This window comes from Allobosea sp. BK604 (assembly GCF_004341515.1).
Taxonomy (GTDB): domain Bacteria; phylum Pseudomonadota; class Alphaproteobacteria; order Rhizobiales; family Beijerinckiaceae; genus Allobosea.
The window spans coordinates 564843-585678 of the sequence record NZ_SLZF01000001.1; the positions used below are offsets into that span (position 1 = coordinate 564843).

The following is a 20836-nucleotide window of genomic DNA, read 5'->3' on the forward strand; positions in this document are numbered from 1 at the left end:
CAGCTGCCGCCAGCAAACAGAACGCAAGGGCGCAAAGATCAGATGTCCTCGCCGCAATGAAGAAAGTGCTGATTGTTGCCGCGATCGGCGAAATCGCGATGGGGCTGGCGCTGCTCTTGGTGCCGTCCTCCGTCGCATTGCTGTTGCTCGGTCAGGAACCCGACGGGATCGCCATGATGGTCGCGCGCGTGACAGGAATCGCCCTGATCGCGCTGGGAATTGCCTGCTGGCCAGGCCCCCCGTTGGTCGGCATGCTCGGCTACAGCACAGCCATCGCGGCCTATCTTGCTTACCTCGGCTATTCCGGCGGCTCGACCGGTCTCCTTCTGTGGCCTGCGGTCGTCCTACACGTGGTCCTGTCGGCGCTGTTGGGTTGCGGGGCAATGCGAAGGCCGTCGAAATAGACTGCGCGCGCCGGTGCCCCCGCCTCTTGGACGGATCGGAGCTAAGCCGTCGGCAGCCGGTAATCCTTGAACTGCTCGCGCAGCGCCGTCTTCTGGATCTTGCCGGTCGCGGTATGCGGGATCGCCTCGACCAGGACGACATCGTCCGGCAGCCACCATTTCGCGACCTTCCCGGTCATGAAGGCGAGCAGCTCGTCGCGATCGGGCCGGCGTCCGGACTTGGGCACGATCACCAAGAGCGGCCGCTCGTCCCATTTCGGATGCGCGACGCCGATCACCGCCGCCTCCGCCACGTCGGGATGGCCGACCGCGAGATTCTCCAGCTCGATCGAGGAGATCCATTCCCCACCCGACTTGATCACATCCTTCGAGCGATCGGTGATCAGCATGTAGCCGGCCGGATCGATCGTGCCGACATCGCCGGTGTCGAAGAAGCCGTTCTCGTCGAGGATGGTCTCGTTCTCACGGCGGAAATAGGCCTTCGTCACGGCCGGCCCCCGCACCTTGAGGCGGCCGAAAGTCTTGCCATCCCAGGGCAGGTCCTCGCCCGCATCATCGGTCAGCCGGAACTCGACGCCGAAGAACGGGTGACCCTGCTTCATCTTGAGGTCGAGCAGGTCCTCGCCGCCGAGATGGGCGTAGGTCGGCTTCACCGAGCAGAACGAACCGAGCGGGCTCATTTCGGTCATGCCCCAGGCATGGGCGACCGTGACGCCATATTTGCGCTCGAAAGCCTCGGTCATCGCCCGCGGGCAGGCCGACCCGCCGATGACGACGCGCTTCAGGGTCGAGAGCCTTGCGCCCGTCGCTTCCAGATGCTGCAGCAATCCGAGCCAGACCGTCGGCACCGCCGCGGTCATGGTGACGCCCTCGCCCTCGAGCAGGGAGAGCAGCGACGGCCCGTCGAGCCTCGCGCCGGGCAAGACCAGCTTGCCCCCGGTCATCGGCACCGAATAGGCCAGCGACCAGCTATTGGCGTGGAATAGCGGCACGACCGGCATGACGCTGTCGCGCGAGGACAGGTTCATGAAATCGGGCTGGGCCGCGGCCATCGCATGCAGCACGTTGGAGCGATGGGAGTACAGCACGCCCTTCGGGCTGCCGGTCGTGCCTGAGGTGTAGCAGAGCCCGCAGGCTGTGTTCTCGTCGAGCTTCGGCCAGGCGAAATCCGCATCCGCCTCGGCGAGCCAGTCCTCATAGGCCACCGCCCGCTTCAACGATGTCTCGGGCATGTGCGCGGCGTCGGTGAGCACGACATAGCGCTCGATGCTCGGCAGCCTGTCCTGCAGGCCTTCCATCAGCGGCACGAAGGTCAGGTCGAGGAAGAGCAGCCGGTCCTCGGCATGATTGATGATCCAGGCGATCTGCTCCGGGAATAACCGCGGATTGACGGTGTGGGTGATCGCGCCGATGCCGCCGATACCGTACCAGAGCTCGAGATGGCGCTCGGTGTTCCATGCCAGGGTCGCCAGCCGGTCGCCCGGCCGCATCCCCTCCCTCTGCAGCCGCCTGGCGAGCTGCAACGTGCGCTTGCGGATCTCGGCATAGGTCGAGCGCCTGAGCGAGCCGTCCTCCACCGCCCGGCTGACCACCTCTCGGTTTCCATGCTGCACGGCGGCGTGGTCGATGATCCGGTGCAGCAGCAGGGGCCAGTCCTGCATCAAGCCGAGCATGCGTTTTCTCCCAGGCTTATCGTTATTGCCTGAGCATAGCCGGCTCGCCGCACAGGGACATGCGCCATTGGGCGGACGTTACGAAAAGCTCGCGTGCGACCGCGAGATGGTTTACATAAGAACCGATCCCGTTCGAGAGCCAGCTCCGTGTCCGCGACCAACGCCGCTCCTCGCATCGAGCCTGCCGATCCGGACCGCGTCTGGTTCCGCTTCATGCGATTGCATCAGCGCATGCTCGCGCAGATGACCGCGCGCATCCGCGCACTCGGCCTCTCGATCCCGCAATTCGACCTGCTCTCGACCCTGACCGAACGCGAAGGCATCAGCCAGAGCGAGCTGGCCGAGCGGCTCTATGTCACCAAGGGCAACGTCTCCGGCCTGGTCGACCGGCTGGTGCAGGCCGGCCTGGTCGAGCGCCGCGCCATTGCCGGCGACCGCCGCTCCTATGCGATGCATCTGACGAGCGAGGGCCGTCGCCTGGCCGAAGCCGGCATCGCGACCCAGCGCGACTATGTCGCGACGACGCTCGGCAAGCTGCCGGCAACCGACCTCGCCGAGCTCGACCGGCTCGTCCTCGCTTGGCGCGATCTCGCCCGCGCCGCCGACCCGCAATAATCCCGGCATGTATGCGGGTCTCGTCTTCGCGGGCGGCGGAAACCGCTGCTATTGGCAGGGCGGCTTCTATGAGACCGTGGCACCGCGCCTTGATCTCAAGCCGAAACGCGTCGTCGGCGCCAGCGCCGGCGCGCTCGCCATGCTCTACACCGCGCTCGGCCTTGGCCATTATGTGCGCGAGCGTGTCTGCGAGGCCTGCCTCGGCCGCAGCTCGGAAATGGATTGGGCCGGCTTCCGCCAGGGCGGGCGGCTCTTTCCGGTCGGCGACATGTACCATCTCATGCTGACCGACCTCTTCACGCGAGAACGGTTGGCTACGCTGCAGGCACAGGCGGATTTCCGCGTCGCGATCTCGCGCCCGCCACGCTTCTGGCCCCTGCCCGTCGCAGCCTTGCTCGGCATCGGCGCCTATCAGCTTGAAAAGCGCCTGCGCAAGCCGGTCCATGCCACGGCGGGCCGACGCCTCGGCTTCAAGCCCGACCTGATCCGACTGGAGAATTGCGCCGCGCCGGACGACCTCATCGCCGCCCTGATGGCAAGCGCCTCCGTGCCACCCTTCATGCCGGCTGGGCTCGTCGGTCAGCGTGCCGCGCTCGATGGCGGCCTCGTCGACAATGCTCCGGCCTGGGCGCTCGCCGACATGGAGGCGGCCGGCGAGCCGACGCTCGTCCTGCTCACACGCCCCGTCAGTGCCGTGCCGCAGATCGCCAACCGGACTTATGTCAGCCCGTCGCAGGTGATCCCGGTCAGCCAGTTCACCATCCGCAATCCCGAGGGCATCCGCTTCGCCTATGAGCTCGGCATCCGCGATGGCGAGGCCTTCCTGCGTAGCTTGGAGGCGAAGGCCCGCGCGGTCTAAGGCATTTTCGAGCGAAGTGGATACCGGTTCGCGTAAAGAAAATGCGTTGAAACAAGGACATAGAGAATTTTCGCGTTTCGGGGAAACGCGGAGATGCTTTAGGCTGGACTCTCATCAGCCCGGATCCGTCCATGGCCTCGCCGATCGACCTCACCGCCTCCGCGACCGCACTCCGTCAGGCCCTGCTCGCCCGCCGTTTCAGCGCGAGCGACCTGCTCGAAGCCAGCTTCGCTCGCATCGATGCGCTCAACCCCGGACTGAACGCGATCGTCACGCAGGATCGCGCGGCAGCCCGCGCGATGGCGGCGGAATCTGACCGGCGCCTCGCCGCCGGCACGGCACGCCCGCTTGAAGGCCTGCCGATCTCCATCAAGGACGCATTCGACGTCGCCGGCCTGCCCTCCTCCGGCGGATTGCCGGCCTACAAGGAGCGTATCCCCGCCGAGGATGCCACGGCCGTCGCAAGGCTGCGCGCCGCCGGTGTCGTCATCATCGGCAAGAGCAATGTCCCGGTCTTCTCCGGCGATTTCCAAAGCTACAATCCTGCCCATGGCGTGACAGGAAATCCCTGGAACCTCGCCTTTTCGCCTGGCGGCTCCTCGGGCGGCGCTGCAGTCGCCGTCGCGAGCGGGATGAGCGCTTTCGAGCTCGGCTCGGATCTCGGCGGCTCGATGCGCTGGCCGGCCCATTCAACCGGCGTCTTTGGCCTGAAGACGAGTTGGGGCCTTGTCTCGACCTGGGGGCTGATCCCGCCACCGCCCGAGCGCCGCCCGCCACGCAATCCCGACCTCTTGGTCGCTGGTCCGATCACCCGCACGGCAGAGGATCTGGCGCTAGTCCTGCCAGTGCTCGCCGGCCCGCGTGACGCTGCGATTGTCGGCGCGAGATTGGCGGCCCCTCGCCGGGCGGATGCGAGGGGCCTGCGCGTCGCGCTCTGGGCCGAGGACCCGTTCGCGCCGACCGATAGCGAGGTCTCGAGCGCGGTCCGCGACGCTGCCAGACGTCTGGCCGAGCAAGGTGCGATCATCGACGAGACGGCGCGCCCGGCAATCCGCTTCGCCGATGCCTTCGAGGTCTACGCACTGCTGAACCATGCCGTCGTCGCCTACTGCCTGCCGCCCAAGGTCCGTGCCCCCATCCAGGCTCCGGCGCGTGGGTTCAGCCCGAACGACCTCTCGCACCAAGCCCTGCAGGCCCGCGGCGCCAGCATGACGCCGAGCCAGTACCATCAGGTCTCGCAGCGTCGCGCCGCGCTGAAGCGGCAATGGGCTCGCTTCTTCGAGCGCTACGATGCCGTGCTCTGCCCACCCGCTCCGGTCGGAGCGATCCCGCATGATCATTCGCCCGATATCCACGCTCGCCGCCTCGACGTGAACGGCGACAAGCGCCCCTATCTCGACTTTCTGATCTGGGCCTCGCTCGCCACCGGCGCCGACCTGCCGGCGCTGAGTGCGCCGGTTACGCTGTCAGCCGCAGGGCTGCCGCTAGGCGTGCAGGTTATCACGGCCATCGGCGAGGATTTGCTGGCAGCAGCGATTGGCGGATGGATCACAGAGGCTGGCGGCGGCTTCCAGGCGCCGCCAATCACCCGCGCATAGTCGTCAGGTCTTTCTCCGAAACCACCCCGTAACAGGCACCGTTGGTCTGCCATCCCCCGCGAAACCCGGAACATGCGAGCTCACCATGAAATTGTCCGCTGGCTGCAACTGCGGACAGGTCCGCTACGAGCTCGACGACGTCTGCATTCGCGCCTTTGAGCTTCCAGACCAGGACCAAGTAGCCGCGCACCTTGCAAGCACCGATCTGAGAGCTTGAAAAAACTGGAACGCCCTCGCCCTGCGCCAGACTCTGCCTCGATCTGCGTGAAAATCGCTCAGCTCTTGCGCCGGCTGCGGGCTATGCTCGCATAAACGCCGCATAAAGATCAGGGGTCCGAGCCATGCTGTCCAATCTTGCCGTCCGCGATATCGAAACGCTGGTGCACCCTTACACCAACCTCGCGACGCATCGCGAAGTCGGCCCGCTGATCCTCGAGCGCGGCGAAGGCGTCTTCGTCTACGATACGACCGGCAAGAACTATATCGAGGGCATGGCTGGCCTGTGGTGCACCTCGCTCGGCTATTCCAACGAGGAGCTGGTCGAGGTCGCGACCGAGCAGCTGCGCAAGCTGCCCTTCACCCATATCTTCTCGGGCCGCAGCCATGACCCGGCGATCGAGCTCGCCGAGAAGCTGAAGGAGATCGCTCCGGTCCCGATCTCCAAGGTCTTCTACGGCGCCTCCGGCTCCGACGCCAACGACACCCAGATCAAGCTGGTCTGGTACATCAACAACGCGCTCGGCCGCCCGCAGAAGAAGAAGATCATCTCGCGGCTGAAGGGCTATCACGGCGTCACGGTGGCCTCGGCCTCGCTGACCGGCCTGCCGGCCAACCACACCGATTTCGACCTGCCGATCGCCAATATCCTGCACACCTCCTGCCCGCATCACTACCGCTTCGCCCAGCCCGGCGAGAGCGAGCAGGACTTCTCGACCCGGCTCGCCGCCGAGCTTGAGGAGATGATCCTGCGCGAGGGGCCCGACACGGTCGCCGCCTTCATCGCCGAGCCGGTCATGGGCGCCGGCGGCGCCATCACCCCGCCCGAGGGCTATTTCGAAAAGATCAACGCCGTCCTCGCCAAATACGACGTGCTCTTCATCGCCGACGAGGTCATCACCGGGTTCGGCCGCACCGGCAACATGTTCGGCACCACGACCTACGGCCTGAACGCGGACACGCTCTCCTGCGCCAAGGCGATCACATCCGCTTACTTCCCGCTCAGCGCCGTGATGATCAACGAGGCGACCTACGAGGTCATGGTCGACCAGAGCCGCAAGATCGGCACCTTCGGCCACGGCAACACCTATGCCGGCCATCCGGTCGGCTGTGCCATCGCGGTCAAGACGCTGGAGATCTACCAGCGCGACAACATCATCGAGCATGTCCGCAAGGTCGCCCCGCGCTTTCTGCAGCGCGTCGAGAAGCTCGCCGAGCACCCGCTCGTCGGCGAGGCGCGCGGCGTCGGCCTGATCGCCGGCATCGAGTTCGTCAAGGACAAGGCGACCAAGGCTCAGTTCGAGGCCAAGAAGGGCGTCGCGCTGAAGTCCGGCGCCTTCGCCCAGGAGGAAGGCCTGATCGTGCGTCCGCTCGGCGGCGACCGCGTCGCCTTCTGCCCGCCGCTGATCATCAGCGAGGCGGAGATCGACGAGATGTTCGACCGCTACGAGCGCGCACTCGCCAAGACCCTCAACTGGGTCAAGGCGGAAGGGCTGATCTGACCGGACAGAGCGTCGCGTTTCTCCCGCCCGGAGAAGTGTGACGCACTTAACGGACGCTTAACCGACGAGGCGGCATCCTGCCCGACAGGTCTGAAAAGCCACGAATAAATCACGATCACGCCGTTTGACCGTCCCGATCGGAGGTGACACTCCCTTCGTCGGCGGCCCAGGAACCGTCGGCATGTCGCAACCAGTGAAGTCAGGAACCATGCGCCCCCACAACGAGCGTCAGCAGATGACGCAAGGCAGTGCGAGTTTCCACGATGCAGCGGCCAAGGATGCCTATACATCCCGGTTCCGCCCCATCGCCTTCCCGGCGGTCGCCGCCGGAACGAGGCGTGCAACTCCCGCTCAGGATCGGGCGGCGGAGAAAAAGCCGGACAATGTCCCGGCAATTCTTCGCAACGGCTTCGACGACTGATTAACGATACTCCGACTTCTTCGAGACCCTCCAATGCTTGACCGGCGACGAGTTCTGAAGGCTCTCGCCGGTCTTTTTTTCGCCGGCTTCGGCACGGGCAGCTATGCCTATGCCTGGGAACCGACCCATCAGCAGCTGACCCGTTACCGGCTCACGCCGCGCGGCTGGCCGCAGGGGCGCCGCCTCCGGCTCGCCGTGATCTCCGATCTCCATGCCGGCGGGCCGCATGTGCCGCTGGCGCGCGTCAGCCAGATTGTCGCGGCGACGAACAAGCTCGAGCCCGACCTGATCCTGCTGCTCGGCGATTTCGTCGCCAGCCGCGACCGCATCGCCTCCGATCCTCCGATTCCGACCCTGGCCGCGGAACTCGGCAAGCTCACCGCGCCGAGCGGCGTCTACGCCGTGCTCGGCAACCACGACTGGTGGCACGACGCGCCGACGCAGAAGAACCGCTCGGGACCGACGCAGGTCGGGCTCGCGCTGGAGGCGGCCGGAATCGAGGTTCTGGAAAACCGGGCATTGCGGCTCGACACCGTCGCCGGCCCGCTCTGGATCGCCGGCCTCGGTGACCAGATCGCCTTCCTGAAACGCGTGCGTGGCCTGCCGGGCGGCGTCGCCGACCTTGCCGGCACCATGGCGCAGATTGCCGATGACGGCGCCCCCGTGATCATGATGGCGCATGAGCCGGACGCTTTCGCCCATATGCCGGAGCGCGTCGCGCTGACCTTCTCCGGCCATACCCATGGCGGACAGGTCCGCCTGTTCGGCTGGTCGCCGATCGTGCCGTCGCGCTATGGCAACCGCTATGCCTATGGCCATGTCCACGAGAACGGCCGCGACCTGATCGTCTCCGCCGGCATCGGCACCAGCAAGCTGCCGGTCAGGCTCGGCATCCCGCCCGAGATCGTCTGCGTCGAGCTGGGCTAAAACCTAAAAGAAAAGGCCCGGGCGTCGCCCGGGCCTTCCCATATCGAATGGCGTAGCGCCTCAGCTCACGATCACCTTGGTGCCGACAGGGGCCCGGTTGAACAGGTCGATCGCGTCGATATTCCGCATCCGGATACATCCCGACGAAGCCGAGCGACCGATCGTCTCCGGCTCGTTGGTGCCGTGGATGCGATAAAGCGTGTCGTGGCCATTCTGGTAGAGATAGAGCGCGCGTGCGCCGAGCGGATTATCCGGGCCGCCCTCCATGCCACCGGCGCGCGGCGCCAGATGCGGCCAGCGCGCGATCATCTCCGCCGGCGGAGTCCAGCGCGGCCACTCGGCCTTGCGCTGCACCACGGCCTCTCCGGTCCAGCCGAAGGCCTCGTCGCCGGTCGCGACGCCGTAGCGGATCGCCTTCTTGTTCGGCAGCACGAAATAAAGGTACTTGCCCTTCGTATCGACGACGATCGTGCCCGGCGGCTGGCCGGTCGGGTCGCTGATCTCATAGGGGAGATGGGTCAGCTCGACATCGAATTTCGGCACGAGCGCGATGTATTCGGCATCGCGCGCCGACAGTGAAGGCGCATTCACGCTCTTGTATTGACAGGCGCCCAGAAGAGCCGAGAGCGCCAGCGCCACGATCGCAGTTTGCTTCATATCTCCACCAGCCCACGCCCGAGAGCGGTATTTATGATGAATGAGAAGTTAACGTTCCGTATCGGCCACTCGATACGATGACGTACAAGCCTTGCCGCAGCTCTAGGCCCGAAACAAAGATGGCGCAACGAAGTTCCGATGGTGTCACGAAATTTGGCTTTTCAAGCCGCAACAGTGGCAATATCGCCACGCTTCACCGCCCCAGAATGCGGGTATGACCGCCGCTTCGAGAAAGGTTCAGGCCCGTGACGACGCTTCTGATCACTCATCCGTCCACGCTTCAGCATGCGACTCCGGCCGGACATCCCGAGCGCGCCGACCGCATCCGCGCCGTCGAGCAGGTCCTGGAAGGGGAGCGATTCGCCGGCCTCGCCCGCAGCACCGCCGAGCGCGGCACGCTTGAGCTCGTCACGCTCTGCCACCCCGGGGATTTCGCCGAAGCCGTCATCGCCGCCTCGCCGGCGAGCGGCCTCGTCCAGTTCGATTCGGACACGCTGATGTCGCCCGGCACGCTCGATGCGGTGCTGCATGGCGTCGGCGCCGCCGCCCAGGCCGTCGACGAGGTCATGCAGGGCAAGGCGGACAATGCCTTCTGCGCCATGCGCCCGCCCGGCCACCATGCCGAGACGACGCGCGCCATGGGTTTCTGCTTCTTCAACAACGCCGCCATCGCCGCCCGCCACGCCCAGAAGGCGCATGGCGTCGAGCGCGTCGCGGTCGTCGACTGGGACGTGCATCACGGCAACGGCACGCAGCAGATCTTCTGGGACGATGCCAGCGTGCTCTACGCCTCTACCCATGAGATGCCGCTCTATCCCGGCACTGGCGCCCCGTCCGAGCGCGGCGCCCATGGCACGATCGTCAACGCCCCCTTGCGCGCCGGCGATGGCTCGGACGTCTTCCGCGAAGCCTTCGAGAGCGCTCTGGTGCCGCGGCTCGAGGATTTCCGTCCGGACCTGATCATCATCTCGGCCGGGTTCGATGCGCATTGGCGCGACCCACTCGCCAATCTCAACCTGGTCGAGCCCGACTATGCCTGGGCGACGCAGAAGCTGATGGAGATCGCCGACCGCCACGCCAAGGGCCGGATCGTCTCGATCCTGGAAGGCGGCTACGATCTCGAAGGCCTGTCGAAATCGGCCGCCGCCCACGTCACCGCGCTGATGCGGGGCTAGCCGTCATTGCGAGGAGCGGAGCGACGAAGCAATCCAGGAGGACCGGGTGCCGGGTCCTCCGGACTGCTTCGCGGAGCCTGTTCTCGGCTTGCCAAGGGCAAGGCCCGGGTCCTCGCGATGACGATGCGGCTTACTCCAGCGGCTGTGTATCGGCGATCTCGATACCGAAGCCGCTCAGGCCGACATAGGAGCGCGACGAGCCGGCGAGGTTGACGATCGAGACGACGCCGAGATCGCGCAGGATCTGCGCGCCGAGCCCGACCTCGCGCCATTGCTGCGAGCGCAGCGCATCCGAGCCCTCTTCCACGCTCTTGAGCGGCACGCCGGCCGAACCGTCGCGCAGATAGACCAGCACGCCGCGCCCATCCTGCTGGAACCGCTTGAGCGCGCATTGGATCGTCTGCGCGCCACCGAGCACATCGGCCACGACATTGGCGCGATGCAGCCTGGCCGGCACCTTCTCGCCGTCGCCGAGCTTGCCCATCACGAAGGCGAAATGCTGCGTGTCCTCGAAGGGCGTGACATAGACATGGCCGGTCATCTCGCCGAACTCGGTCTTCACCGGGAAGGAATGCACGCGCTCGACCAGCTTCTCGCGCGCCTGGCGATAGGCGATCAGCTCGGCGACCGTGATCTGCTGCAGCCCGTGCTTCTGCGCGAAGGCGGTGATCTGCGCGCCCTTCATCACCGTGCCGTCGTCATTGGCGAGCTCGCAGATCACGCCGACCGGCGGCAGGCTGGCGAGCTTGCACAGGTCGACCGCGGCCTCGGTATGGCCCGAGCGCATCAGCACGCCGCCATCCTTGGCGATCAGTGGGAAGACATGGCCGGGGCGCACGAAATCGGTCGCGCCCATATTGCCGTTGGCGAGCGCGCGCACCGTATTGTTGCGCTGCTCGGCCGAGATGCCGGTGGTCAGCCCGTGCTTGACATCGACCGTCACGGTGAAGGCGGTGCCGAGCGGTGCATCGTTGGAGGAGACCATCGGGTCGAGCCGCAGGCGGCGCGCCTCGTCCGCCGTCAGCGGCGCACAGACGATGCCGCAGGTGTTGCGGATGATGAAGGCCATCTTCTCCGGCGTGCAAAGCGAGGCGGCGATGATCAGATCGCCCTCGTTCTCGCGGTCGTCGTCATCGGTCACGATGACGATCTCGCCGCGGGCGAAGGCGTCGATGGCCTGGGTGACATTCTGGGACATGGTGGCCTCCCGCGGGCCTTGCAGGCCGAGGAAATCATTGGGGGTGACGGCGCCGCCGGTCGCGGCGGTGATGCGCTCGGCGCTTTCGCGCGAGATCCAGGCGCTCTGGTCGTTGCACAGCGCGGTGACGCTGGCGGGAGACAATCCCACCTTTCGCGCAAACGCGCTGCGGGCCATGCCCTGCTGCTGGAGCCAAGTGTCGAGCTTCATGCGGGCAAGCTAATGCGTCGCCGCTTCATTCGCAATGAAGCGAAGCAAGATTTTCAGTAATACTGAAAGATCAATCCTGGAATGGCCAGCGCGGCTCGACCACGCCCACTTGCGCGCGGTGGCGCAGGAACTGATCGGCCATGACGCAGGCGACCATCGCCTCGCCGACCGGCACGGCGCGGATGCCGACGCAAGGATCATGGCGGCCCTTGGTGAACATCTCGGCCTCGCCTCCGGTGCGTGTCACGGTGGCCCGCGTCGCCAGGATCGAGGAGGTCGGCTTCACCGCAAAGCGCGCCACGATCGGCTGGCCGGTCGAGATGCCGCCGAGAATGCCGCCGGCATGGTTGGAGAGGAAGAGCGGCTTGCCGTCATTGCCGGCCCGCATCTCGTCGGCATTCTCCTCACCCGCGAGCGCCGCCGCCGCAAAGCCCTCGCCGATTTCGACGCCCTTCACCGCGTTGATGCTCATCAGCGCCGCCGCGAGCTCGGCATCGAGCTTGCCGTAGATCGGCGCACCCAGCCCCGCCGGCACGCCCTCGGCGACGATCTCGAGCACGGCGCCGATCGAGGAGCCCGCCTTGCGCACGCCGTCGAGATAGCCTTCGAAGACGGCGGCCGCCTTGGCGTCCGGGCAGAAGAACGGGTTGTTGCCGACCTCGTCCCAGTCCCAGTTGTTCCGGTCGATCTTGTGCGGCCCCATCTGCACCAGCGCGCCGCGCACGATCATGCCCGGCACGACCTTGCGCGCGATCGCGCCCGCCGCGACCCGCATCGCCGTCTCGCGCGCCGAGGAACGCCCGCCGCCGCGATAGTCACGGATGCCGTATTTCACGTCATAGGTGAAATCGGCATGGCCCGGCCGGTACTTGTCCTTGATGTCGGAATAATCTTTCGACCGCTGGTCGACATTGTCGATCATCAGCCCGATCGAGGTGCCCGTGGTGACCTGTCGGCCCGTCGCCTCCTCCACGAACACGCCCGAGACGATGCGGACCTGGTCAGGCTCCTGGCGCTGCGTGGTGAAGCGCGACTGGCCCGGCCGGCGCCGGTCGAGATCGCCCTGGATATCGGCCTCGCTCAGCGGCAGCAGCGGCGGGCAGCCATCGACGACGCAGCCGATCGCCGGGCCATGGCTCTCGCCGAAAGTGGTGACGCGGAAGAGATGGCCGAAGGTGTTATGGGACATTGGAGCCTGACACTGTGACGCGTCAGGCTCTTAGCCGCATTTCGGCGCAGGCGGAACCCGTCGCCGCTGCAACTCACTTCACGTCGACGATGAAATCTCGGCTGGTCGTCGCCCGGCCGCCGCCATCATCAGTGATGTAGTCGTACTTGATCGTGAAACGGTCCTGCCCGCGAAAACCTTGCCGCGGCGTGTAGGTGGAGATCATCCTGTCGAGCACCGCACCATCGCAAGGGTGCCCCTTCACCTTCATCGGAAACTTTCCGAGGACCGTCGTCACCCGGCCATTGGCAGGCTGAGCCGAGACCGAGGTCTCCGGCGGTTCCCAACTGGTGCAGGCACCTACAACGTAAATCCCTTGCGCCGCTACAATGACGGGTGTGTTCGTCTTGGTGGTGAAGGTGGTAGTGGAGTTGCAGCCGGCAGCCAGCAGCGCCAGCGCGGCGCTGCCCATCACGTATCTCAGATTCATCATATCCCCCAGCCCATATGGGCGGCGGACATTCAGCACGGCACGAGGGGATTCGCAATCGCCAGTTGCAGCCGCCAGGCTACGACTTAATGCTCAGCCGCCGCCTTCGCCGGCACCGCCGGCGCCCCCTCCCAGCGGGTGTTCGCCGGCAGGTTCTCGCCCTTCATGATCACGGTCAGCAGGCCGATCTGCGCGTAGTCGCCGACATGGGTGTCGTAGAGCACCGTCGCGCCCGCGCCGATGCAGACGCCCTTGCCGAGCGTGACGCGGCCGACCTTCATGACGCGGTCTTCGTAGAGATGCGTCTGCAAGGCCGAATGCGCGTTCACGGTGCAGAAATCGCCGACCTTGATGCAGTCGAACTCGGTGATATCGGTCGAGTCGAGCCAGACGCCCTTGCCATATTTCGCGCCGAACAGACGCAGGAACCAGGGCAGGAACGGCGTGCCGCGCAGATAGTCGAACAGCACCTTGCCGCCAAGGCCCCAGTAGAGCACCGCCACGGCTTCCGTGCGCATCGCCCAGAACGACCACATCGGCTTCATAACCGGCTTGTAGACGCCCATTAGCAGCCATTTCATCGCGGCGCAGATCAGGGCCTGCACCACGGCGATCAGCAGCGCGACCCAGATGAAGCTGGTGACGAGCCCGAGCCAGTCGCGCGCGAAGATTTTTTCCTGCAGCACGAGATCGACGGCGATCGTGCCGAAGGTGATGAACAGCATCGCCGGGAAGGAGGTGTGCATCGCCTCGAACGCGGCGCGCGCCAGCTTCTTGCCGAGCGAGGGCTTATAGGTCCAGTCGGCGCCGAGATCGACCTTCTGGCGCGTCGGCAGCCGGATCGGCGGCGAGCCGAACCAGGTATCGCCAGCCTGCATTGTCTCATTGGCGGGGGGTTTCGACTTGATGCCGATCAGCACCCGGTCGGGAATGACGGCGCCGGGCGGCACGACCGCGTCGTTGCCGACGAAGACCTGGTCGCCGGTCCGGGTCATGTCGAGGCGCATATAGCCACGGCGCATGTCCTCGTCGCCGAAGACGACCTCGTCGGCGATGAAATTACCCTCGCCGATCGCCGTGACGTCGTAGCGGCCGGAGAGGTTGGTCGAGATCTCCGCGCCCTTGCCGATGCGTGCGCCCATCAGCCGGTACCAGAACCGCATGTAGATGGTCGCAAACAGCGAGGAGAGCGTCTCCAGCGTGACTTCGGTCGCCAGCGCCACCGTCCATTTGCGGGCATAGAAGCCGGAATGGATCGACCACGAGCCCGAGGTCACGCGCGGCAGGATCGCCCAGCGCAGGCCGGCCATCAGCAGCACGGTGAAGGCGATCAGTCCCATGGCCGTCGGCCAGGTCAGGATCGGCAGGTACCAGAGATAGCTGAGATCGGACCAGGTCGCGATCCAGTTGTCGATCTGGTCGAACAGCCAGAAGGCGGGGAAGATCGGCAACAGGCTGATCGGCGGCAGCACGACGAGCATGAGCACGTAATAGGCGGTCATCAGCGCGCGCCTGGGCGCGCTCGCCTCGGCTTGCGGCGGCAGCGCGGCGAGATCGACCATGCCGATCTTGCGGGCCGGCGTGCCGTCCCAGATCTCGGCCTTGCCGACCTGCGTACCGGCGGGGATCGCGGTCAGGTCGCCGATCTCGGCATGGTCGCCGATCACGCAATCATGGCCGAACACGACGGAGGAGCCGGCATAGATATCCTTGCCGAGCGTGATCTTGCCGATGATCAGCTTGTCGCCGATGGCTTCGCCATTGGCGAACGTGGTCTTGGAGCCGAGCGCCGTGCCCTCGCCGATCTCGATCAGGTCGATCGCGCCCACCTCGTAATCGGAAATGATGACGTCGCGCCCGACCTTGGCGCCGAGCAGGCGCCAGTAGAAGCGCATCACCGGGGTGCCCTGCAGCCATTTGATATGGACAAGGCCGGCGACGCGGGCGGCGAACCACCAGCGGAAGTAATAGACGCCCCAGAGCGGATAGACGCCCGGCTTGGTCTTGCCCAGCACGATCCATTTCAAGGCGATCGCGATCAGGCCGGTGACGATGGTGATCGCGACATAGACGCCGAGCAGCGCGAAGACCTGCCCCATCAGCGAGAGATCCTCGCCGGAGAGCAGCATGTAGGCGACGAAGACGCCGAGCCATTGCGCAGTGGCCAGGCCGATGATGACCGGCAGCACCGCGGCCTGCGCCAGGCCGCAGAGGAGGCGGCGCAGGAAAGGCGGCGGCGTGAACGACAGGTCCTCGGCTTCGGCCGCGCCGCGCTCGTCGAGCAGCCTGGCGATGCCGCGCAAGGTGCGCGCGCCATAGACGTCCTGCAGCGTGATGCCGGCATAGGCCGGCGCCTCGCGCACGATCGAGATGAAGCGCGCGGCCAGCAGCGAGTGGCCCCCGAGATCGACGAAGAAATCGGCTTCGAGCGGCAGGCTCTGGGCGCCGAGAACGCGCTTGGCCGCGTCCAGCAATACGGCCTCGGTGGCGTTGCGGGGCGCTTCCTGCTCACCGGTGGCGGCGGGCGCAGTCAGCGGCGCCGCCTTGAGCATCTTGCGGTCGACCTTGCCGGAGACCATGCGCGGCAACGAGCCGACCGCCTCGAAATGCGCCGGGACCATATAGGGCGGCAGCTTGTCGCGCAGCGCCGCGCGCAGGCAGGCCGCATCCATCGCGACGCCCGGCTCACCGACGATGAAGGCAACGAGCCGCTCGATGCCGTCATCCTGGCGCAGGACCACCGCGGCCTGGTTCACACCCGGCTCGTCCGAGAGCTTGGTCTCGATCTCGCCGAGCTCGACGCGGAAGCCACGGATCTTGATCTGATCGTCGATACGACCGTGGAAGGCGATATTGCCGGCGGCATCGAGGCTGACCGCATCGCCCGAGCGGTAGAGCACCGGGTCGTCTCCGCCGAACGGGTTGGCGATGAATTTCTCCGCCGTGAGTTCGGGGCGACCGTGATAGCCCTTGGCGACGCCGGGACCGCCGATCAGCAGCTCACCCTGCTCGCCGGGGCCGACGAGCTTGAGCTCCTCGCTGACGACATAGGCGGAGTAGTTCGGGATCGGCTTGCCGATCGTCACGACCTCGCCCGGCTTCACCTCGGTCGCGGTCGCGACCACGGTCGCTTCGGTCGGGCCATAGGTGTTGAGGATACGCCGGCCGGGCTTCGACCATTTCTGCACGATCGAGGGCGGCAGCGCCTCGCCGCCGAGCAGGATCAGCCTGAGCGACGGCACGTCCCCCGGCAGGATTCCGAGCAAGGTCGGCACCGTGTCGATCACGGTGACGCCGGCCTCGTTCAGGATGGCCGGCAGCTTCTCGGCATCGCCCATCATCTCCGGCGAGGCGACGAACAGCGTCGCGCCGACGAGATAGGGCGTCCAGATCTCCTCCATCGACAGGTCGAAGGCGACGGAAGCGCCCTGGAAGACGATGTCCTCCGGCGCCATGCCGTAGAACGCGTTCCCCGAGCGCAGGAAATGGCAGATGTTGCGATGGCTGATGACGATCGCCTTGGGCGTGCCGGTCGAGCCCGAGGTGTAGATCAGATAGGCCGGATGGTCCTTGGTCAGGCCGGGCGCGCGCGCCGGCACCCCGGCGCCATCGTCGAGCGCCGCAAGATCCGCCGGAGACCAGACCTGGCGCTCGGTCCCGGCCGCCCTGCCCTGCCAATCCTGACAGGTGATGATGCCCTTGGCCGCGGCATCGTTCAGGCAGGTGGCGATGCGCTCGACTGGCGCCTCGGCATCGAACGGCACCCAGGCGGCGCCAGAGAGCGTGATGGCGATCTGGGCGATGAGCAGGTCGATGCCGCGCGGCATCCACAGGCCGACCATGTCGCCCGGGCCGACGCCGGAGAGGACCAGGCCACGCGCCTGCTTGCCTGCGGCGGCGAAGACCTCGTCATAGGAAAGCTTGCGCGTCGTGTCGGTCAGGGCGGGATGGCTGCCGCGCGCGGAAACGCTCGCAGCAAAGATCTCGCCGAGCACCTCGTCGCGAATGAGATCGGGCCGGGCTTCGCCCAGCACGACTGCAAAGGGGCTGGCGCTGCGGACCGCGCCCTCAGTCGAAACACTGCTGATATCGTTCATCATGCCCTGCTGCGGTCCGGCCGGGATGGGTGAGCCAGGCGGCGCGCTCCCTAGCGCGTCCCGAAGGCCACTTTACGGCTCAACGCACCTCAAATTCGCCGGGAATCCCGATCTGAATCCCCACCAAGCCCCCCGGCCGAGCATGTCGCCGCTGCGCGGATCCGTGCTAGCACATCACCATTGCGCGAGCATCACTGAACTTCCGATGAACGGCCGGCAACCTTCGGGCACGAGGGCTGAAGCGCGTCTCCCAGGGTCTGTCCTCCGACAGAGACTAGACCCAGCTCGCCTTGCCGGCGTCGATCATCAGGATCTTGCCCTGCCAGATATCGACCATCGCCGCTTCGCCCGGCGAAACCTCGCCGACCAGCGCCAGCACCGCCCGCGCCACGCCGCCATGGCTGACCAGGACCGTTTCGCGCACGAGCCCTTCGAGCACGGGCCTCAGCCGCTCGGCCAGCATCTTGTAGCTTTCGCCGCCGGGCGGCACGAAGCTCCATTTGTCGCGCTCGCGCATCAGCGCCAGCTCGCGCTCGGCCTTGCGGACCTCGCGCCAGGTGAAGCCTTCCCACTCTCCGAAGGTCAGCTCCTTCAGGCGCTCGTCGCGGCGGTAATCCTTCGCCAGCAGGCCGAGCTGACGGCGCAGGATCTCCATGGTCTCGCAGGCGCGCTGCATTGGCGAGGCGATGAAGTCGAGCCCGTCATAGCCATTCACCAGGTTGCGCAGCCGCCCTGCCGCCTCCACCGCCTGCTCGCGGCCGAGGTCGTTGAGCGGGATATCCTGGCCGCCCTGGAGCCGGCCCTCCCGATTCCAGTCGGTTTCGCCATGACGAACCAGGAAAAGCCGGTGGGAGAGTGTCAGCGGGATCATGCCCGGCTCATGCACGCTCGGCATCGCCGCGTCAAAGCGAGAGAGGGTGATGGGGCCATGCGCCGCAGCCATGGCGCTGAAACGCTTTCCATTGGCCGTGGCCGGCCGCGCTGTGTATAGGCGGCGCTCGACCACCCGGAATCGCGCAAGCCCCTATGATCGCCGCACTGACCTTGCCCGATGGCCGCAGGCTGGCGCTCGCGGGGGCGCCGCTGCTGATGGGCATCGTCAACGTCACGCCGGATTCGTTCTCCGATGGCGGCCTGCTTCGGGATGCCGAGGCGGCGATCGCCCATGGCGAACGGCTCGCGGCCGAAGGGGCTGAGATCGTCGATATCGGCGGCGAATCGACCAGGCCGGGCCATGCCCACGTCGATGCCGCGACCGAACTTGCCCGCGTCATGCCGGTCATCACCGGCCTGAGGGCGCGCAGGGACGTGCCGATCTCGATCGATACCTACAAGGCCGAGGTGGCGGAAGCGGCGCTGAGCGCCGGCGCCATGATCGTCAACGACGTCTGGGGCGCCCAACGCGAGCCGGCCATCGCCGCCGTCGCCGCCCGCCGGGGTGCGCCGATGATCCTCATGCACAACCGCGACAGCGTCGACGCAACGATCGACATCTTCGCCGATGTGCTGCGCTTCCTAGAACGCTCGATCGCGATCGCCACGGAGGCCGGCGTGCCGCGCTCCCAGCTCGTCGTCGATCCCGGCATCGGCTTCGGCAAGACACCGCAGCAGAACCTGGCGCTGATCCGCGATCTCGGCCGGCTCAAGGAGCTCGGTTGCCCGATCCTGCTCGGCGCCTCCCGCAAATCGACGATCGGACTGGTGACGGGACAGAAAATCGCCGCCGAGCGTGTCGCCGGCAGCATCGCTGCCCATCTCTACGGCGTCGCCCAGGGCGCCGCGATCATCCGCGCGCATGATGTGCGCCCGCATGCCGAGGCCCTCAAGGTCTGGTCGGCCATCGGAGAAGCCTCATGAGCCGGACCGGACAGATCCTGATCGAGGAGCTCGATCTCTACGCCTATCACGGCCATTTCGCCGAGGAGGAGCGGCTCGGCCAGCGCTTCGTCATCGACCTCGTGCTCGATTGCGACCTGCGTGCCTCCTCCGTCAGCGACAATCTCGCCGATACGGTCGACTATGGCGAAGTCGTCGCGCTGGTGACCAGGACCTTCTCCGCCCGCCGCTTCAAGCTGCTCGAAGCGGCGGCCCGCGCCCTGGCCGACGCGATCTTCGCGACCTACCCGCCGATCACCGCGATCAGCATCACCATGCGCAAGCCCGCCCCGCCGATCCCCGGCCGGATGGCGGCCGTCGGCATCAAGCTGGATTTCCGCCGTGAAGATTGAGGCCGCGCTCGCTCTCGGCGGCAATCTCGACGATCCCATCGAGGCCTTCGCGACGGCCCTTGCCAGCCTGAAGCGCCATCCCGAAAACATCCTGCTGCGGCAGTCCTCGGTCTACCGCACCGCGCCCTGGGGCAAGCTCGACCAGCCCGATTTCCTCAACATGGCCGTGCTGATCGAAACGGCCCTGTCGCCAGGCGAGCTGCTCGAACTCTGCCTGGAAATCGAGCGCGAGCGCGGCCGCGAGCGTCTCGTGCGCTGGGGCCCGCGCACGCTCGACATCGACATCCTGACCTATGGCGAGGAGGCGATCGACCGGCCGGGCCTGCAGATCCCGCATCCGCGCATCGCCGAGCGCGCCTTCGTGCTGACCCCGCTCAACGAGATCGCGCCGCATCTGATGATCGGCGAGAAGAGCGTCGCTGAACTGCACGCAGCACTGGCTGACGACAGCGTCCGCCTCGACGACGAGGCGACGACACGGCTGGGGGCGCTGCTGGAGGAGTGAGCTACTCGCCCTTGTCGAGCGTAATGTCCGGCGCGTCCGGCACCTTCATGCCGACGACATGGTAGCCGGCATCGACATGCAGGATTTCGCCGGTGATGCCGCGCGACATGTCGGAGACCAGGAAGACCGCGGTTTCGCCGACCTCCTCGATCGTCACGGTGCGGCGCAGCGGCGAATTGTACTCGTTCCAGCGCAGGATGTAGCGGAAATCGCCAATGCCGGATGCCGCCAGCGTCTTGATCGGGCCGGCCGAGATCGCGTTGACGCGGATCTTAGAGGGGCCGAGATCGGCGGCGAGATAGTGCACGCTCGCCTCCAGCGCCGCCTTGGCGACACCCATGACGTTGTAATGCGGCATCCATTTCTCGGCGCCGTAATAACTCAGCGTCAGCAGCGAGCCACCGTCCGTCATCAGCTTCTCGGCGCGCTGGGTGATGGCGGTGAAGGAATAGCAGGAGATCAGCAGCGACTTCGAGAAATTCGCCTCGCTGGTCTCGACATAGCGCCCGGTCAATTCGTCCTTGTCGGAGAAGGCGATGCAGTGGACGACGAAATCGAGCTTGCCCCAGAGCTTCTCGACCTCGGCGAAGACGGCATCGATCGAAGCGCCATCGGTGACGTCGCAATGGCCGACGACATGGCCGCCGAGCTGCTGCGCCAGCGGCTCGACCCGCTTCTTCAGCGCATCGCCCTGATAGGTGAAAGCGAGTTCGGCGCCGGCATCGGCAGCCGCCTTGGCGATGCCCCAGGCGATCGAGCGGTTATTGGCCACGCCCATGATGAGACCGCGCTTGCCCTTGAGGACATGGGCGACCGAGGAGGCAGCGCTGGATTCGGGCATCTGAGACCTGCGAATTGGACGGAGCGGGAGGTCTCTTAGATCAAGATGCCGG

General features: G+C 66.4%; 19 protein-coding genes. 11 read left to right on the forward strand and 8 right to left on the reverse strand.

All coding sequences use genetic code 11. The annotated features are described in order from the left end of the window. Positions 1–56 precede the first annotated feature (56 nt). Positions 57–404 (forward strand): hypothetical protein, encoded by a 348-nt coding sequence (locus EV560_RS02800; RefSeq protein WP_131853766.1) that lies wholly within the window; start codon positions 57–59, stop codon positions 402–404. 41 nt (positions 405–445) lie between these two features. Here EV560_RS02800 and EV560_RS02805 read toward each other — a convergent pair whose 3' ends face one another. Then, positions 446–2077: a long-chain-fatty-acid--CoA ligase gene (locus EV560_RS02805; protein ID WP_131853768.1), complete on the reverse strand. Its 1632-nt coding sequence runs from the start codon at positions 2075–2077 to the stop codon at positions 446–448. A gap of 213 nt (positions 2078–2290) precedes the next feature. Between EV560_RS02805 and EV560_RS02810 the strand changes: the two genes are divergently transcribed. From EV560_RS02810 to EV560_RS02835, 6 genes are all read left to right on the forward strand, one after another. Continuing rightward, positions 2291–2692 (forward strand): MarR family winged helix-turn-helix transcriptional regulator, encoded by a 402-nt coding sequence (locus EV560_RS02810; RefSeq protein WP_131854704.1) that lies wholly within the window; start codon positions 2291–2293, stop codon positions 2690–2692. A 7-nt stretch (positions 2693–2699) separates the two neighbouring features. Continuing rightward, a complete protein-coding gene (locus EV560_RS02815; protein WP_131853770.1) occupies positions 2700–3551 on the forward strand; it encodes a patatin-like phospholipase family protein in 852 nt (283 codons plus the stop codon). A gap of 131 nt (positions 3552–3682) precedes the next feature. Continuing rightward, entirely contained in the window at positions 3683–5149 is a 1467-nt protein-coding gene (locus tag EV560_RS02820; RefSeq protein ID WP_131853772.1) for an amidase family protein, read from the forward strand. Between the two features lie 341 nt (positions 5150–5490). After that, positions 5491–6867, forward strand: coding sequence for an aspartate aminotransferase family protein (locus tag EV560_RS02825; RefSeq protein ID WP_131853774.1), 1377 nt, complete (start codon positions 5491–5493; stop codon positions 6865–6867). A gap of 181 nt (positions 6868–7048) precedes the next feature. Then, entirely contained in the window at positions 7049–7288 is a 240-nt protein-coding gene (locus tag EV560_RS02830; protein WP_131853776.1) for a hypothetical protein, read from the forward strand. A gap of 33 nt (positions 7289–7321) precedes the next feature. Further along, positions 7322–8215, forward strand: a complete 894-nt coding sequence (locus tag EV560_RS02835) for a metallophosphoesterase (protein ID WP_131853778.1) — start codon at positions 7322–7324, stop codon at positions 8213–8215. Positions 8216–8275: 60 nt separating this feature from the next. On the opposite strand, the gene EV560_RS02840 is transcribed toward EV560_RS02835, so the two are convergent. Next, positions 8276–8872, reverse strand: coding sequence for a L,D-transpeptidase (locus EV560_RS02840; RefSeq protein WP_131853780.1), 597 nt, complete (start codon positions 8870–8872; stop codon positions 8276–8278). Positions 8873–9117: 245 nt separating this feature from the next. On the opposite strand from EV560_RS02840, the gene EV560_RS02845 reads away from it, so the two are divergent. Then, positions 9118–10047 (forward strand): histone deacetylase family protein, encoded by a 930-nt coding sequence (locus EV560_RS02845; protein ID WP_131853782.1) that lies wholly within the window; start codon positions 9118–9120, stop codon positions 10045–10047. A gap of 130 nt (positions 10048–10177) precedes the next feature. Here the strand turns inward: EV560_RS02845 and ribB are convergent, their stop codons facing one another. The 5 genes from ribB to EV560_RS02870 all read right to left on the reverse strand — a co-directional run bounded on the left by ribB (position 10178) and on the right by EV560_RS02870 (position 18081). Further along, positions 10178–11455 (reverse strand): 3,4-dihydroxy-2-butanone-4-phosphate synthase, encoded by a 1278-nt coding sequence (gene ribB / locus EV560_RS02850; RefSeq protein WP_165923290.1) that lies wholly within the window; start codon positions 11453–11455, stop codon positions 10178–10180. 70 nt (positions 11456–11525) lie between these two features. Continuing rightward, complete coding sequence (gene aroC / locus EV560_RS02855; protein ID WP_131853784.1) at positions 11526–12644, reverse strand: chorismate synthase; 1119 nt, start codon at positions 12642–12644, stop codon at positions 11526–11528. A 73-nt stretch (positions 12645–12717) separates the two neighbouring features. Continuing rightward, entirely contained in the window at positions 12718–13095 is a 378-nt protein-coding gene (locus EV560_RS02860; protein ID WP_165923291.1) for a hypothetical protein, read from the reverse strand. A gap of 104 nt (positions 13096–13199) precedes the next feature. Continuing rightward, positions 13200–17210, reverse strand: a complete 4011-nt coding sequence (locus tag EV560_RS02865) for a Pls/PosA family non-ribosomal peptide synthetase (RefSeq protein ID WP_248311862.1) — start codon at positions 17208–17210, stop codon at positions 13200–13202. Positions 17211–17484: 274 nt separating this feature from the next. Continuing rightward, positions 17485–18081 (reverse strand): histidine phosphatase family protein, encoded by a 597-nt coding sequence (locus EV560_RS02870; RefSeq protein ID WP_131853790.1) that lies wholly within the window; start codon positions 18079–18081, stop codon positions 17485–17487. 155 nt (positions 18082–18236) lie between these two features. Between EV560_RS02870 and folP the strand changes: the two genes are divergently transcribed. From folP to folK, 3 genes are read left to right on the forward strand one after another with little or no spacing between them, the layout of a single operon-like run. Continuing rightward, the gene (folP, locus tag EV560_RS02875) at positions 18237–19067 is read left to right on the forward strand and encodes a dihydropteroate synthase (RefSeq protein ID WP_131853792.1); all 831 of its coding nucleotides are present in this window, start codon (positions 18237–18239) and stop codon (positions 19065–19067) included. Then, positions 19064–19438: a dihydroneopterin aldolase gene (folB, locus tag EV560_RS02880; RefSeq protein WP_131853794.1), complete on the forward strand. Its 375-nt coding sequence runs from the start codon at positions 19064–19066 to the stop codon at positions 19436–19438. The genes folP and folB overlap by 4 nt, the downstream gene beginning before the upstream one ends. Beyond that, complete coding sequence (folK, locus tag EV560_RS02885) at positions 19428–19943, forward strand: 2-amino-4-hydroxy-6-hydroxymethyldihydropteridine diphosphokinase (RefSeq protein WP_248311863.1); 516 nt, start codon at positions 19428–19430, stop codon at positions 19941–19943. Before folB ends, folK begins: the two co-directional genes overlap by 11 nt. A 1-nt stretch (position 19944) precedes the next feature. On the opposite strand, the gene fabI is transcribed toward folK, so the two are convergent. Next, entirely contained in the window at positions 19945–20784 is an 840-nt protein-coding gene (gene fabI / locus EV560_RS02890) for an enoyl-ACP reductase FabI (RefSeq protein WP_131853798.1), read from the reverse strand. Positions 20785–20836: the final 52 nt, after the last annotated feature.